At 71.3% G+C, this 15198-nt stretch carries 12 protein-coding genes; 8 read left to right on the top strand and 4 right to left on the bottom strand.

The features are described 5' to 3' along the window. On the top strand, positions 1-330 hold the full coding sequence (rsrA, locus tag ACT3TD_RS00225; protein ID WP_441579234.1) for a mycothiol system anti-sigma-R factor: 330 nt from the start codon (positions 1-3) through the stop codon (positions 328-330). A gap of 288 nt (positions 331-618) precedes the next feature. Here rsrA and ACT3TD_RS00220 read toward each other — a convergent pair whose 3' ends face one another. Together ACT3TD_RS00220 and ACT3TD_RS00215 are read right to left on the bottom strand one after the other, a co-directional pair. Next, positions 619-693: a 50S ribosomal protein bL37 gene (locus ACT3TD_RS00220; protein ID WP_431832944.1), complete on the bottom strand. Its 75-nt coding sequence runs from the start codon at positions 691-693 to the stop codon at positions 619-621. 114 nt (positions 694-807) lie between these two features. After that, positions 808-1071, bottom strand: a complete 264-nt coding sequence (locus ACT3TD_RS00215; RefSeq protein WP_038546744.1) for a WhiB family transcriptional regulator — start codon at positions 1069-1071, stop codon at positions 808-810. Between the two features lie 415 nt (positions 1072-1486). On the opposite strand from ACT3TD_RS00215, the gene ACT3TD_RS00210 reads away from it, so the two are divergent. Beyond that, positions 1487-1963 (top strand): hypothetical protein, encoded by a 477-nt coding sequence (locus tag ACT3TD_RS00210; protein ID WP_301444285.1) that lies wholly within the window; start codon positions 1487-1489, stop codon positions 1961-1963. Positions 1964-1970: 7 nt separating this feature from the next. Here the strand turns inward: ACT3TD_RS00210 and ACT3TD_RS00205 are convergent, their stop codons facing one another. Continuing rightward, positions 1971-3263 (bottom strand): Rv3212 family protein, encoded by a 1293-nt coding sequence (locus ACT3TD_RS00205; protein ID WP_444614724.1) that lies wholly within the window; start codon positions 3261-3263, stop codon positions 1971-1973. Continuing rightward, positions 3260-4594, bottom strand: coding sequence for a DEAD/DEAH box helicase (locus ACT3TD_RS00200; protein WP_441579241.1), 1335 nt, complete (start codon positions 4592-4594; stop codon positions 3260-3262). The genes ACT3TD_RS00205 and ACT3TD_RS00200 overlap by 4 nt, the downstream gene beginning before the upstream one ends. A gap of 92 nt (positions 4595-4686) precedes the next feature. Here ACT3TD_RS00200 and ACT3TD_RS00195 point away from each other — a divergent pair, with 92 nt between their 5' ends. The 6 genes from ACT3TD_RS00195 to ACT3TD_RS00170 all read left to right on the top strand — a co-directional run bounded on the left by ACT3TD_RS00195 (position 4687) and on the right by ACT3TD_RS00170 (position 15163). After that, positions 4687-4920 (top strand): DUF3107 domain-containing protein, encoded by a 234-nt coding sequence (locus tag ACT3TD_RS00195; RefSeq protein ID WP_301443886.1) that lies wholly within the window; start codon positions 4687-4689, stop codon positions 4918-4920. 77 nt (positions 4921-4997) lie between these two features. Beyond that, complete coding sequence (locus ACT3TD_RS00190) at positions 4998-6017, top strand: DUF3152 domain-containing protein (RefSeq protein WP_301443887.1); 1020 nt, start codon at positions 4998-5000, stop codon at positions 6015-6017. Between the two features lie 96 nt (positions 6018-6113). Continuing rightward, a complete protein-coding gene (locus tag ACT3TD_RS00185; RefSeq protein WP_441579232.1) occupies positions 6114-7136 on the top strand; it encodes a TIGR02569 family protein in 1023 nt (340 codons plus the stop codon). A 3-nt stretch (positions 7137-7139) separates the two neighbouring features. Next, positions 7140-10499, top strand: coding sequence for a UvrD-helicase domain-containing protein (locus tag ACT3TD_RS00180; protein WP_444614723.1), 3360 nt, complete (start codon positions 7140-7142; stop codon positions 10497-10499). 12 nt (positions 10500-10511) lie between these two features. After that, positions 10512-14093 (top strand): UvrD-helicase domain-containing protein, encoded by a 3582-nt coding sequence (locus ACT3TD_RS00175; protein WP_444637930.1) that lies wholly within the window; start codon positions 10512-10514, stop codon positions 14091-14093. Beyond that, complete coding sequence (locus ACT3TD_RS00170; RefSeq protein ID WP_301442292.1) at positions 14090-15163, top strand: potassium channel family protein; 1074 nt, start codon at positions 14090-14092, stop codon at positions 15161-15163. The genes ACT3TD_RS00175 and ACT3TD_RS00170 overlap by 4 nt, the downstream gene beginning before the upstream one ends. Positions 15164-15198 lie beyond the last annotated feature (35 nt).

Here is a 15198-nt window from a genome sequence, read left to right as displayed (position 1 = left end):
ATGTCCGACAACCCTGGGAACATGAGCGGCAACCCGTGCGGTGCCTCCGGGAGAAGCGAATGCGACGAGCTCATCGAGGTGCTCTACGAGTACATCGACGTGAAGAACGGTGACTGCGAGGGCGAGCACTACCGGCATGCGCGTGCGCGCCTGGAGCGGCACGTCGACGACTGTCCCTCGTGCCTCGAGGCCCTCGGCATCGAGCAGCAGGTCCGTGAGCTGCTGCGCTCGCGGTGCGGGCAGCCGGCCCCGAGCGAACTGCGGGGCAGGATCGTGACCTCGCTGCAGTCGTCGGTGACCACCTCGGTGCGTATCCACTACCGCGACTAAGGGGCGGTGCCCGCGGTGGTGGGGGACGCCGGGGGGTGCTGCGAGGGGCAAAGATCGAGCGTGGGATGTTTGAACCTCCGGGTTCAACCATCCCACGCTCGATTTCTGCCCCTGTCTCCGGCGGCGACGGGTACCAGGTTGGGCCTGGGAGCATTGAGTCGGCCAACTCAACGCTCCCAGGTCCAACTTGGTACCTCTCCGGTCGTGCATCGCCATCGGCTGGCACACAAAAAGGCCCGGCCCCGGGATCTCTGTCCCGGGGTCGGGCCTCGTCGGTAGGTGCGAACGTCAGGCGTTCGGACGCTTACCGTGGTTCGCCTTCTTCTTGCGGCGATCCTTGCGCTTACGGCCACGCTTGCTCATGTCGGCTCCTCGTTGACGGTGGAAAAGTACTGATAACCGTTTCAGGATACCGGGGAGCACGTCGGGTGGGAAATCCCCCCCATGGTTACCGAAGCTGTGCGCAGGGACGGCGTGCTACGCGGTCGCGACGCGGGTGCGGGCGCGGCCGCGGTTGTTGCGACGCTTCAGGGCGCGGCGCTCGTCCTCGCTCATGCCGCCCCACACGCCGGCGTCCTGGCCGGACTCGATGGCCCACGCGAGGCAGGCGTTGGTGACGGGGCACTTGTTGCAGACCAGCTTCGCCTTGGCGATCTGGGCGAGGGCGGGGCCGGAGTTGCCCACCGGGAAGAACAGCTCGGGGTCTTCGGAACGGCAGATGGCTTCGTGGCGCCAGTCCATGGTGATCTTCTCCTTCAACAGTGTTGCTGCAGTTTGGCTGACCGTTCGTTCCGAGGGCCGGACGTGGGCAGTCGTGCCCGCGGCCGTCGGTGGGACGGGTCGAGTTCGTCGGTGGGATTCGGTGACGTGCCCCGGGTCACGGTAGAGTGAGACCACGAAGAGGCTGTGTCGGTCAGAGAGGTCGGGCCGGGTTCGGTGCTTTACCTGTCCGTAACCTCGTGTCCCTCTCTCTGTTACATGTGCAATATTGGCACGTCATAACGGAGTCCGCTAGGGGGTCGGCGGTATTTGTGGTTAAGCTCACATCGGATCGATTTGCCTATTTAGGTAAGGGTGGGTTAACGGACAGCTCGGTCCGTTTCCGGTGGTGTGCCGGTTGCCGCCCCATCGCAGGTCCCCGGTAGAATCTGCCCCTATGAGCCCCAGGAATGCAGATGATCGTGGAGTCGGACGTTCGGATGGTGCAGGTAGGGCACTCGTCCTGCCGTCGAGTGTCCGCTGGGCCGGGTGGCTGGGGATCCTGGAGGGCGCCGCGGGTCTGGCCTTCGCCGTCTACCTCGTGACCCTCGCGGTCAGCGGTGAGGAGGACACGACCGCCGAATTCGCCGGGGCGGGTGCGGAGTCGATCGGCTACGGCTGGGGGACGGCCCTGTGGTTCGGCTTCTTCGGCGGCGTGGTCCTGGCCGCCGGCTGGTGCCTGTCGACCGGCCGCCGCTGGGGCCGTGGCCCGGTGGCGATGCTGCAGCTCCTCCTCGTGCTGATCTCGGTCTACATGTTCTCCTCGGGGCGCCCCGAACTCGGACTGCCGACGGCGGCCCTGGGCATCGTGGGTCTGGTGTTGCTGTTCAACCCCTCCGCGGTGGAGTGGGCGGCACGGCGCTACGGGCGCTGACCGGGAATCAGGACAGGGCCCGCAGCGCGACCATCTCGTCGCCGCGCTGTTCGACGACGACGTCGCCCTGCACGCGCAGGCTGACCGGGCCGTCGTAGGGACCGCGGTCCACCGGCACCGTGCGCTGCACCGAACCGTCCTCCCAGTCGACCACGGCCACGCCGTCGTCCACCGGCACCAGCAGCGAGCCGTCCATCGCCGCCCCGGTGCCCAACGCGGGCACGGTGAAGCGGGGTTCCAGGTTCGTCGGCCCGAAGCCCACCAGGCGTTCCCCGTCGAACCAGGTCATGTGGTGGGGCAGGTCGCCGGTGGCGGCGACGAAGGGTTCGTCGCCCCGACCGTCGGCGAGGTGCGCCAGCGTGGGGGAGGGGTCGGCCGGGTGCTGCTCGAAGGAACCGTCGGTGTGCAGCACCTGGAAGCGGCTGCCCGTGTAGTCGTCGGCGTCGGACGCGCGCGTCCCGTCGCCGTGCACGTAGATCACCGCGGCCTCCTGGGCCACGCCGACGAGTTCGGCGTCCGGGGGGACGGTGAACTCGTGGGTGGTCTCCGGGGTGTTCGCCTCCTCCGGGTCGGCGACCTCCAGGCTCACCGTGCCCTTGCCGTCCTCCCGGTCGCAGTCGGTCAGCACCGCCAGCAGGTCCTTGCGGGTCTGCGCGGAGGTGAACCGGCAGCCGTCGAGGGGCTGCGCCTCGTTGTCGACGGGGGTCTCCACGTGCCCGACCTCCACGGTGCGCACCAGGTCGGAGCGCCACAGCTCCGCCCGCTCGTCGTCGAGCACGCCGACATGGTCGAGGGAGCGGAAGAACACCGGGGACTGTCCGCCCAGTGAGGAACGGGTGTCCTGGTAGCGGCCGGTGGAGGCGGTCAGCGAGGTCACGTCCGAACACCCCTTCGGCCCGCGGAACACCGCGACCACGCGCCCCCAGTTGCCGGTCACACCGCACAGTTCGTGGTCGCGGCCGTAGGACCAGCCTTCGGCGCCGTCGTCGACCGAGATGCCGCGCACGGTGTCGCTGCCCCGTGCCACCGCCGTGCCGTCCACCAGTACCGGCTCACCGGTGTCGGAGGGCAGCGAGTCGGTCCGCCAGATCTCCTCCAGCCGGTCCGGCGTGCCCTGGGCGGCAGGGGCCGGCGCGATGGCCTCCCCGGCACCTGAGTCGGTGTGGGTGGTGCCGCGGGAGTCGGAGAAGAACCACGTCCCCACCACCAGCAGCAGCACCGCCACGGTGATCAGTGCGGTGACCGCGAGGTCGGTGCGGGTGCGCCGTTCAGCGGGCGCACCGGGCCGGGCTCGGCTCACAGCCGGGCTCTCCGGTCCCTGCCCCGCTCCCGGGAGTTGCGCGGCGACTGGCGCTTCGCCGGTGCGGTGGAGGACGCCGCGCCCTGCACCTTGCGCGGCGGCCCGACGCGGTCGCGGACGTCCTCGGGCAGCGAGAACTCGGCGAGGAACTCCGGGGAGCCGGAGAACCACTGCGGCGGGTCGTTGCGTCCCAGGTCGAGGGTCTCGTCGATCGCCCGCCAGCGGGTGACCTCGTCCCAGCCGACCAGCGTGACGGCGACGCCGGAGCGTCCTGCGCGGCCGGTGCGTCCGATGCGGTGCACGTAGGTCTTGTCGTCGTCGGGCACCTGGTAGTTGATGACGTGGGTGACGTCGTCGACGTCGATGCCGCGGGCGGCGACGTCGGTGGCGACCATCACGCTCACCCGCCCCTCGCGGAAGGCGTTGAGCGAGTCCTCGCGGTCCTTCTGGCGCATGTCACCGTGGACAGCGCCGACGTCGAAGCCGAGCTCGGCGAGGTCACCGGCGACGATCGCCGCCTGGCGCTTCGTGCGGGCGAAGACGATCGTGCGGCCACGCCCCGGGGCCTGCAGGAGGCGCGCCAGCACGCTCATCCGGTCGAGCTTGTGGGACTGGAAGACCGTCTGCGTCGTGGTCACGTGGGTCGCGCGCGCGTCCTCGAGGTCCGCGCGGATGAGCACGGGACGGTTCATGAACTCGCGGGTCAGAGCCACGATCGGGCCGGGCATCGTCGCGGAGAACAGCATCGTCTGCCGCGGCTCGGCGGTCTGCGACATGATGTCGCGCACGTCGTCGAGGAAGCCCTGGTCGAGCATCTCGTCGGCCTCGTCGAGCACGAGGACCTCCACGTGGGACAGGTCCAGGTGGCCCTGACGCGAGAGGTCGAGCAGGCGGCCGGGCGTGCCGACGACGACGTCGGTGCCGGCGTCCAGCGCGGCGATCTGGCGCTCGAAGGGAACGCCGCCGTAGATCGTGGTCACCGCGAACGGACGGTCGGTACCGACGCGCACGTTGCGGGAGGCGGCGGTGAGGTCGGAGGCGACCTGGATGCCGAGCTCGCGGGTGGGTACGACCACGAGGCCGCGCACGGTGCCGTCGAGTTCGCTCACGCCGGCGTCGTCGAAGAGCCGGTCGATCAGCGGGATGCCGAAGCCCAGGGTCTTGCCCATGCCGGTCCTGGCCTGGCCGATGAGGTCCTTGCCCACCAGGGCCAGCGGGAGCGTGCGTTCCTGGATGGCGAACGCCCCGGAGATCCCGTCCTCCTCGAGAGCGTCGGCGATCTCGGCGGCCACTCCGAGTTCCCGGAACGTAGGTCGCACCACGGGCTTCATCCCCTCCATCGTCTTCGTCTGGTTCGTCGCTATGATGGACCACGTTACAGTCATGGCAATGCGTTAGAGAAAGAAAGGCCTGAAGGCACCCTATGGACATCAAGGTCGGATTCGTCGACAACCCCCGCGATCTCGTCATCACCAGCGCGGATGAGCAGGACAAGGTCGTCGCAGAGGTCGAGAAGTTCCTCGCCGAGGGGCAGGACGGCGCTGCAGCCACCATGACCCTCAAGGACAACAAGGGCTCGGTGTTCGTGATCGTGCGCGGTCAGGTCGCCTACGTGGAGGTCGGTTCCTCCGCCCAGCGTCCCGTCGGTTTCATCTGATCCGGGACGGTTGAGCAGAGCCCATGCCTCCCGAACCGTCCCGCCACCCCCACTCCCGTCACGGGGGTGGGGGATCGGTGGTTGACCGGCACCGCGAGGCCGAGGAGTTCCGCCAGATGCAGCTCCGGCGTCGCCGGTGGCTCGGTGCCGTCGGCGCCCTGGTCTTCCTGGTCACCGTGGCGGTCGTGTGTGAACTCGTCATCGCCGGTGTCGGCGGTGACGACAACGCCGGTGGTGGCGGGGACGATCCCGCCGCCGGGGTCTCGGCCTCCGCGGAGACCGGGGAGATGACCGATACGCAGGACGCGCCGGACGGCCCGGTGCCGGGCGACGCCCCGGCGTCCGACGAGGTCGGCGAGCTGCCGCCGGGCGGCGACGTGACGCGCAGCGGCGACGGCGACTACCACGGTGTCGGCTCGGCGGGCATGACCGCCGGCGACCCGGACCGTGACGACGCGGACACCTACAGCTTCGTCGTGGAGGTGGAGAACGGGCTCGACACGTCCTCGTTCGGCGGTGGCGACGCCTTCGCCTCCTCCGTCGACGCCACGCTGTCGGACCCGCGGTCGTGGATCTCGAACGGCAGTTTCGCCTTCCGGCACATCAGCGTGACCGGAAGCGAGGCCCCCGACCTGCGCATCCGGCTGGCGACCCCGGAGACCACCCGCGAGATCTGCGGTGGTCAGATCGACCTGGAGACCAGCTGCTTCATCCAGGGCACCGACGACGGGGTCGACGAGGCGGACGCCCGCACCGGTGCCGCCGCCGCCGGTGCCGGGCGCGTGATCGTGAATGCGGCGCGCTGGGTGCGTGGCGCCACGACCTTCGAGGGAGACCTCGGCTCGTACCGTCAGTACCTGGTGAACCACGAGGTCGGCCACGGCCTGGGCTTCGCGCGCCACCAGGTCTGCCCCGAGGACGGGGTGCTGGCCCCGGTGATGATGCAGCAGACCATCAGCCTGAACAACGGGGAGCTGGAGGACCTGGACGCCGGCGCGGAGTACGGCGAGGCCGGGCGTGACTCCACGTGCCGGCCGAACCCGTGGCCCTTCCCGCACGGGCGCAGCGAGGGCGACGCCGTGGACGTCCGCGACTGAGGAAGTTGCCTTGGAAGTCGGCTCTGACCTGGCTGTTCGACTGGTGACAGGGCGGTGACAGGGAACTGTCCGGGTCGCGGGTTAGAGTGTGTAGCCATGACCGAGAACTACCCTCCGAACGCACCCGCCCCCGCCGCCGAACCCCCGGCGGCGATCAGGGCGGGTTTCCAGGTCTCCCAGGCGACGCCGGTGGAGCTCGGCGGTGCGTGGGGCGACGGGTGGCGCTGCGACCGCGCGGTGCTCGTGCCCTCCGAGGACCGTGCCCGGGCGACGTGGACCGCACAGGTCATGGACCGTGTGCGCCCCGCCGGGGTGTCCGTCGCCCGCCCGTTGCGCTCCACCGACGGGCGGTACGCCGTCGGCGGGTGGACGGCGCGGGCGTTCCTGTCGGGGCACCGCGCACCGCGGTTCGACGAGACGGCGGCGAGCGTCCTGCGGTTCAACGAGGCGCTGCGCGAGGCGTTGGCGGGGGAGGGCCGTCCGGCGTTCCTGGACATGGCCTCGCGGGTGTCAGGCGACGGGGCCCCGGCGTCGGACCTGAGTGAGACGGACCTGTTCGCCGTGGCGGAGTCCGCCGCCTGGGCGGACGACCCCACCGACCTGCTGATGCCGGTGATGGACCTGTCGGTGGTCCCGCGTGACGACGTGGCCGCGGCGATGGAGAAGGCCACCGGGCTGATGCTGCTGCGCGAGGAGGTCTCGGCCCCGGACCAGCTCGTCCACGGCGACGCCCTGGGCTGCACCGTCTACGACGGCTACGCCGACCCGGCGATCGTGGACTTCGTGCCGGCCTGGCGACCCACGGGCTGGTCGGTGGCCTTGCTGGTGGTCGACGCGATCGCCTGGGCGAACGCCGAGGACGGGCTGCTGGAGCGGTGGTCGCACCTGCAGGACTTCGACCAGCTGCTGCTGCGCGCGGTGATGTTCCGCCTGTTCGCCCATGCGGCGGTGCCCGGGGCCCAGCCGCAGGCGTGGCCGGGGCTCTCCCGGGTCAGTGACGTGGTCTCCGCCCGTGTCGGCGGGGTGCGTCGTGCCGGGCAGGCGGGGGTCCCGGACGCCGACCCGGTGGCTGCCGGTGGCTCCGGCGGCTCCGGCGAGCAGGATCCGGGGGGACGCTGAGCGATGGGGGACGCCACCGGCACGCGCTCGCGCTCGGAGGCCAGGGAGGACGCCGAGCTGCGGCGTCGCATCGGCTCGGCCGGGACCGTCGACGTCCGGCTCGAGACAGGTGCCGGTACTGACACTGGTACGGACACCGGTGCGTCCCGGGAGTGGGACGGCCTGGCAGCCGCGCTCGTCGCCGGTGACGAGCGGTTGGACACGACCCTGCCGTACGCGGTGCTGGGTGGTCCCGGCACGGGCAAGAGCTCCCTGCTGGTGGACACGGTGGTCAGCTTCCTGGACGCCGGTGGCAGCGCCGAGGACGTGATGGTGCTGACCCCGTCGAAGGAGGCGGCAGGGGCGCTGCGCGACCAGGTCACCGAGGCGCTGCGCACCCGCGACTCCTACGCCACGACCGGCACGATGGTGCGCTCGGTGCACTCCTGGGCCTTCGCCTACCTGCGCGCGGTGGCCCAGGAGAGCGGTGGCGGTGACGGCACGACCGCGCAGCCGCGCCTGATGACCGGTGCGGAGCACGACCTGCAGATCAGGACGTTGCTGCGTGGCCACGCCGAGGACGGTGCGGGCAGCTGGCCGGCGGACGTGCGCCCGGCGCTGCCGCTGGTCGGTTTCGCCCGGCAGCTGCGCGACCTGCTGCTGCGCGCCGCCGAGCGTGGGGTGGACGCCCGCGCCCTGCGCGAACTCGGCGAGACCCACCGTGAGCCGATGTGGACGGCGGCCGGTGACTTCCTGCACGAGTACGGGCAGATCCAGGCCCTGTCGGCGACGAACAACCTCAACGCCTCCGAGCTGCTGCACACCACGCTCGCGCAGCTCGACGCCCACCCGGCGGTGCTCGAGCGTCACCGTGACCGGGTACGGCTGGTGCTCGTCGACGACGCGCACAACCTCGACCCGGCGTCCGGGCAGTTCATCTCCCGGTTCATGACCCCGGGCACCCGGTGCCTCGTCGCCGGCGACCCGGACCAGTGCGTGTTCCACTTCCGCGGGGCCGACGAGAGCTTCCTCACCGGGGTCGCCGCCGACGAGGACCACCGGGTGGTGCTGTCGCGCTCGCACCGTCTTCCCGGCGAGCTGGTCGCGGCGGTGAACCGGTTGGAGAACAGGCTTCCGGCGCAGCCGACGCGGGTGGCGCTGCGGCAGGGCAGGGGACAGGGCAGGGAGCAGTCGGACGCACCGTCCGCCCTGGCGGTGCGGCGCTCCCCGTCGCGGACGGCGGACACGCTCACGGTGACCGACGAGGTCCGTCGTGCCCACGTCCTCGACGAGGTCGCGTGGGACGACATCGCCGTGATCGTGCGCTCGACGGCGGACATCCCGGTGCTGCGTCGGGCGATGCTGTCGCACGGTGTGCCGGTGAAGGTCGACCCCACCAGCGTGGTGCTGGCCGACCAGCCGCTGGTGCGGGTGCTCCTGCTGGCGTTGGACGCCCTGGTGCGTCCGCTGACCGGTGTGGAGATGCAGCAGCTCGTGGAGAGCCCCATCGGTGGGGCGGACCCGGTGATGCTGCGCCGGGTGGAGCGTGCGGTCGCCCCGCTGCTGGCCGGCACGGGCCTGCGGGCGATGGACGCGGTCACCGCGATGGTCTCCGGGCAGGCCAATGCGGAGCAGCGTGAGCACTGGACGAGCCGTTTCGGTCCCCGTGAGCACCAGGTCGTCGACCGGGTCGCCGCCGTCGTCGCCGCCGGGCGTGCCGCCCTGGAGGTGCGTGCCACGACCTCGCCGGTGGAGCAGGTGCTGTGGGCGGTGTGGCAGGCCGCCGACCTGTCGAACTCGCTGCAGGTCCAGGCGCTGCGTGGCGGCACCCTGGGCTCCCAGGCGGACCGTGACCTCGACGCGGCGATGAGCCTGTTCGACCTCGCGGGCGACGTGGTGGAGCGTAACCCGGCGGCCACGCTGGAGACCTTCCTCGACGACGTGCGTTCCCAGGAGCTGCCGACCGGTGGGCGTGACCGGCGCGGGGTGCGTCCGGACGCCGTGGAGATCCTGCCGGCGCACGCCGCGGCGGGTCGCCAGTGGTCGGTGGTCGTGGTCGCCGGGGTGCAGGAGGACAGTTGGCCGGCCGGGCCCACGGTGGGTGGCCTGTTCGGCCAGCAGGAACTCGTGGACCTGGTGGACCGTGGGATCGCGCCGGACGTGCCGGTGTCGCGGGCTGCCGCGGCCCTGGCGGAGGAACGCCGGCTGTTCCTGCTGGCGGTGTCGCGTGCCAGCCGGCGCACCCTGGTCACCGCCGTGGACTCCGCGGGCGACGACACGGCCGTGGCGTCCCGCTTCCTCGACGAAGTCGCAGAGATCGCGGGGAGCGAAGGGACCACAGTCTCCGATGACGCTGAGGTGTCTGACGTCCCCGACGCTCCGCAGAACGCACAACAGGACGCGCCGGTCGCCGCGCTGCCGCGCGTGCTGGCCCTGGAACCGCTGGTCGCCGAGCTGCGCGACGCCGTGTGCGACGCCCGTCGCGCCGGGCACGAGCGCGACGCCGCGGCACACAACCTCGCCCGCCTCGCCGAGGCCGGCGTGCACGGGGCGGACCCGGACCAGTGGTGGGGCGTGGCCGAGCCGTCCACCACAGGCCCGGCGGTGGTCGCCCGGGGCGAGGCGGCGCCGACGGTGCGCATCAGCCCCACGACCCTGGACACCCTCGACGAGGGCTGCGACACCGTGGCCTTCCTGCGCGGGCTCACCGGGGGAGCGTCCACCGAGCCGATGAAGGTCGGCGTGCTCATCCACGCCGTCGCCGAGGGGTTAGCCAACGGCCTGGACCACGCCGACGCCCGCGACATCGTCACCGACGCCGTTCCCCACCTGGTGGACGGGCCGGAGTGGACCGCGGCACCGTTGCTGGAGAGTTGCCTCAACGCCGTGGACCGGCTGCACGCCTGGATCCAGGAGCGCGAGGGCCTGGGACGCACCGTGTCCGTGGAGCGCAAGCTCGAGCGTCCCCTCGGCGACACCGCCGCCGGTGTGCCGGTGGTCCTGGCCGGACGCACCGACCGCATCGAGACCGACGCCGACGGGCGCACCACCGTGGTCGACTTCAAGACCGGCCGGACGGCGAAGACGAAGAAGGAGGCCGCCGAGAGCCGCCAGCTCGCCGCCTACCAGCTGCTGGTCGACGGGCAGCCGGGGCTCACGCCGGACGGCGCGATGCTGGTCTACCCGCGGCGGGAGACCGCCACGGTCACCGTCCTGCAGCAGGCGGCGATGGGTGCGGCTGAGCTTGAGGAGTTCCGCGCCCTGGCGCTCGACGCCGCCGCCCGGGTGACCGGGCCGCTGTTCGAGGCCACCTCGCAGGACTGCGAGACATCCGACTACGCGTGTCTGTGTCCGGCGTGCCGGGCCGGGGAGCAGGTGACCTAGATGGAGGAAACGGTGATCCCACCGAACGAGCTCTCGGAGATGCTGGGCCAGCAGTTCGGCCCGACCCCGCAGCAGGCAGCCGTCATCGGCGCCGAACCCGGGCCCACCCTCGTCGTCGCCGGGGCCGGCGCGGGCAAGACCGAGACGATGGCCGCCCGGGTCGTGTGGCTCGTGGCCAACGGGTACGTGGCCCCCGAGCAGGTCCTGGGGCTGACCTTCACCCGCAAGGCCGCCCGTGAACTCGGCCAGCGCATCCGCGCCAGGCTGCAGACCCTCGCCGACTCCGGGTTCCTCGACACCCTGCCCGCCGACGACCCGCGGCACGAGGCACTGCACAACATCATCCCCACGGTCTCCACCTACGACGCCTACGCCGGCTCGGTGGTGCGCGAGTACGGGCTGCTGCTGCCGATGGAACCGGCCGGGCGGATCATCTCCGACACCGAGCGCTGGATGATCGCCCGTGACGTGGTCAGCGACTGGCCGAGCGGATTCACCACCTCGCGCTCGCTGCCGTCGATCATCGACGACATGCTCGAGTTGTCCGACGAGATGGACAACCACCTCGTCGACGTCGACCGGGTCGACGAGGAGTGCCGCGTCACCGCCGCGGAGATCGACGGGCTGCCCGACCGGGACGGAAAACAGCTCAAGGGCGTCGACACGGCGATGGACGCCTTCAGCGACGCCCTGACCTACCGGCGCGAACTGCTGCACCTGGTCACCGCCTACCGCGACACCCTGGGCCAGCTGAACCTGATGACCTTCGGCCAGCAGATGTCGAAGGCCGCCCAGCTGGTGGACTCCCACGCCCGCGTCGGTGAGTCACAGCGTCGCCGCTTCCGCGTGGTGATGCTCGACGAGTACCAGGACACCGGCCACGCCCAGCGCATCCTGCTACGCAACCTCTTCGGCGACGGCACCGACCCCGGCCTCACCGTCACCGCCGTCGGTGACCCGATGCAGTCGATCTACGGTTTCCGTGGCGCCACCGCGGCCAACCTCGCCCACTTCCGCTCCGACTTCCCGGGCGCAGATGGCCCGGCACCGAAACTGGAGCTGACGACCTCCTGGCGCAACCCCGCCCGCGTGCTGGACCTGGCGAACACGGTGTCGCGCTGGTCGATGAACACCGACAAGCCCATGGTCTCCCCGCTGACGGCCCGCCCCGGGGCGGGAAGCGGTGAGGTGCACCTCGGTTGGTTCGACACCCGCGAACAGGAACTCGAGTGGCTCGCCGACGACCTCGCCGGGCGCTACCACTCCCACGTCGCGGCTCAGGCGGGGGCACAAGCAGGACGGCCCCCGCGGCGTCCCCGCCCGTTCTCCGCGGCGGTGCTGCTGCGCAAGAACGCCGACGCCCGCCCGATCCACGACCTGCTGCGCGCCCGCGGCGTGCCCGTCGACATGACCGCCGGGCCCGGGCTGCTCGACGTGCCCGAGGTCGCCGACGTCTTCGCCACCCTGCGCGTGCTCGTCGACCCCGCCGACGACATCGCCCTGCTCCGCCTGGTCACCGGGGTGCGCTGGAACATCGGCGCCGCCGACCTGCTCGCCCTGGCACACCGCGTGGACCAGCTCTCGCGCCGCGACGGGAAGGCAGAGGCGTCCGACGGTATGGACGAGACTGACGGTCCGGCCGGGCTCACCGCCCTGGTCGCCGACCGTGAGGGCGACCCGGCGGCGCTGGCCACGGTGCGCCGACGGCTCGCCGAGATCGACGTCGACGCCAACCGGGTGTCCGTCGGCCTGGCCGAGGCACTGGCCGACCTGCGCGGCATGGAGAACTACGGCATGTCCGCCGACGGTGTGCGCCGTCTCGGGGAACTCGGCCGCGAACTGCGCTTCCTGCGTCGGCACTCCATGTCGAAGCCGCTGACCGACCTCGTCGCCGACATCGAGAACATGACCGGGGTGCGCACCGAGGTCCTCACCCGCTACCACCGCAACCCCGACCGCTCGATCGGCACCAGCCACCTGGACAAGTTCGCCGAGGTCGTACGCTCCTTCTCCGAACTCAGCGCGTCCAGCCCCGGCGCCCTGGTGGACTACCTGCGTTCGGCCTCTGCCAGGGAGAAGGGCCTGGACCCCGGTGAGGTCGACGTGCGCACCGACTGCGTGCAGCTGCTCACCGTGCACAAGGCCAAGGGCCTGGAGTGGGAGATCGTGGCGGTGCCCCACGCCACGCGCAAGACCTACGCCGACGCGGTGAAACGCCCCGGAGTGTCGTCCTGGACGACCAACGCGCGCCTACTGCCGTCCGGCCTGCGCGGCGACGCCGCCGAACCGGCCTCCGTCCGGCAGGGAGGCGCCGCCGACACGTCCGGCGCCCCGGTCCTGGACCTCAGCGACGTCGAGGACCGCAAGGGCGTGGTCGAGGCGCAGGACCGGTTCAAGGTCGAACTCGGCGAACACGGGGCCCGGGAGGACGACCGGCTGTTTTACGTCGCCGTCACCCGCAGCGAGCAGGTGCTGCTCGTCAGCGGCGCGGCGTTCAACAACGCCGACAAGAAACCCGTGGACCCGTCCGTGGCGCTGACCCTGCTGCGCGACCGTGTCAGCGCCGACGGCGCGGCGGACCCCGCGTCGATCGTCACCTGGTCGACGCTGGGCATGGAGTACTCCAAGACCGAGCTCGCGCGCCTGGAGAAGGGCCCGCACCACCGCGAGGACCAGGTGATGGTGCCGGAGAACCCGGCGGCGCGCAACGACCTGGTCGCCGACTACCAGCGCGTCCTGCCCGAGGCGCCGACGGCGGTGTGGCCGCGCCCCACCCTCACCGACCCCTCGCAGGACGGTGCGGCGGCGGTGGTCGACGGCATCCGTCGCGTGCGCGCCGCGGAAGCAGCGGCTGGGGCGGGGCCGTCCGCCGACAAGGGCACGCTCGCCGACCAGTGGGACCAGGAGACCGGCGTGCTGATCGACGAGTACCTCGCCGCGGCCGTCCCGGAGGTCGTCGTGCCGTTGGGTGCGCGGCTCACCGCCACCGAGGCGGTGTCGCTGTCGCGCGACCGCGCCGAGTTCGCCCGACGCCGGCGGCGTCCGGTGCCGATGGAACCGCGCCCCTACACCAAACGCGGCACGGCCTTCCACAACTGGGTGGAGCGCCACTACGGCTCCGCCAGTCTCATCGACGAGGACGAACTGCCCGGTGCCGCGGACGCGACGCTGACCGACCCGGCGCTGGAGCACCTCAAGCAGCGCTTCCTCGACAGCCGGTGGGCCGACCGGATGCCTGAGAGCGTGGAGGGGGCGTACTCGGTCACGCTGGCCGGGCACGTCTTCGAGGGACGCATCGACGCGGTCTTCAGGGACGGCCCGAAAGACACAGACGGCTGGGTGGTCGTCGACTGGAAGACCGGGCGCAAACCCGGCGGTGCCGAACTCGCCTCCGCCGAGCTGCAGCTCGCGGTGTACCGTCTGGCCTGGGCGAAGGTGCAGACCGCGCGGCTGGGACGACACGTCGGCCCGGAGTCGGTGCGCGCGGCATTCCACTACGTGCTGTCCAACGAGACCTATGAACCGGGTACACTGCCGACATCAGCTGAACTGGCTGCGCTGATCGGCCGTGAAAGGGAAGGGGACGGGCAGTGAGGGACCGACTCAGGGACCGCTTCCGCACCGACTCGGACATCGACGCGCTCCCGCCCCGCTCGTTGATCAAGATCGTCAACATCCCGGCGAGTGCGCCGGTGAGCCCGTGGTGGCTGATCAGCAGGCGGATGCTCTACGCCCTGGCGTTGATCTTCTTCTCCTCGGCGGTGGTCTACGTCGACCGCGACGGCTACACCGGTGTGGTCACGTTCCTCGACGCGGTCTACTATTCGGCCGTGTCGCTGTCCACCACCGGTTACGGTGACATCACCCCGGTCACCCAGTCCGCCCGGCTGGTCAACATCCTGGTCATCACCCCCATGCGGGTGATCTTCCTGATCCTGCTGGTCGGCACCACGCTCTCGGTGCTCACCGAGGAGTCCCGCAAGACCCTGCAGATCCGTCGATGGAGAAGGCACATGCGCAACCACACCGTCGTCATCGGCTACGGCACCAAGGGGCGCGCGGCGACGACCGCCCTGCTCGCCGACGGCGTCCCGTCCTCCCAGATCGTGGTCGTCGACTCCGACCCCGAGGCGCTCACCCACGCGTCCTCGCGCGGGCTGGTCACCGTACGCGGGCAGGCGACCAGGTCGGACGTCCTGAAACTCGCCGGGGTCACCCGCGCCCGCGCGGTCGTCGTCGCCCCGAACCAGGACGACACCGCGGTCCTGATCACCCTGTCGGTGCGTGAGATCGCCGCCTCGGCGACGATCGTGGCGTCCGTCCGCGAGTCGGAGAACTCCCACCTGCTGCGCCAGTCCGGCGCGGACTCGGTCGTGGTCTCCTCGGAGACCGCCGGGCGGATGCTCGGGCTGGCCACGGTGAGCCCCTCGGTGACCGGCATGATGGAGGACCTGCTCAGCCCGGACGAGGGCTTCTCCGTGGCCGAACGTGCGGTGGGGGAGGACGAGGTCGGCGGCAACCCACGTAACCTCGAGGACATCGTGCTCGGGGTGGTGCGCTCCGGCGTGCTCTACCGCGTGGACTCCTCCGAGGCGGAGACCGTGGAACCCGGCGACCGGCTGCTCTACATCCGTCGGATCACCGGCGGGGCGGACGACAACTGACGTGAACACCCATCCCCGACGGAGGCGAACCTAGA

Source organism: Corynebacterium sp. AOP36-E1-14, from assembly GCF_052377495.1.
Lineage (GTDB): Bacteria > Actinomycetota > Actinomycetes > Mycobacteriales > Mycobacteriaceae > Corynebacterium.
Note: the sequence above shows the minus strand (reverse complement) of the source record. Positions and strands in the feature narration are given on the sequence as shown.